The organism is Vibrio sp. 1078-1, assembly GCF_033340475.1.
In genome coordinates this window covers 1-592 of record NZ_JAWOWM010000605.1, presented here as the reverse complement: position 1 = coordinate 592, position 592 = coordinate 1, and the positions used below count along the sequence as shown (strand labels likewise).

Annotated in this window: 1 pseudogene; it reads left to right on the top strand. The window is 40.5% G+C overall.

The annotated features are described in order from the left end of the window. Nucleotides 1-292 precede the first annotated feature (292 nt). Nucleotides 293-592 (top strand): annotated as a pseudogene (locus R7190_RS29055) (GGDEF domain-containing protein); the annotation flags it as partial.

Genomic DNA, 592 nt, shown 5'->3' with positions numbered 1-592 from the left:
GGGTTGACAGGGCTAATAACTGGCAATGTTTCCACAATGAATGACCATTGTTTCTCGTCGCAAAGCTTGATGGTGCCTCTCTTGAGTGGTTGTGAATTGCTTCGCAAATAACAAGTAAGTCATCAAATTGGACGATTTTAAACCGTGATAACGGTTCAAAACGCGTTATCATGTATCGGAAATAAGAACCCAAGCCAAAAGTAATTTTGTTTCTTGATAAATGACTTTATTTGAAGTTCGAAATATCATTGAGTACACTGTGTTGTATATAAGTTAAGCAGGTCACTTGCCTATGAAGTGGATACACAAATTAATCTTCGCTCTTTCGATTTGTACGATCAGTTTAGTTGCTCTGTACAGTGTGTTAGGTGACACGCGTAAGCTCGTCATTACACCTGAACAATTCAATATTTATGCGACAAAAGATGCGAGCGAAGGTGGGCTAAGCTCGGCCGATATCACCTATGATGCGCAAAGCTTGGTACTCAATTGTGAGCTGAAAAAAAGCAGTTATGCTTGGCCGTATTGCGGTATCTCGGTTTATACCGATGTAGCGAAGCCAACGCATGGCATCGATCTTTCTAATTACCAT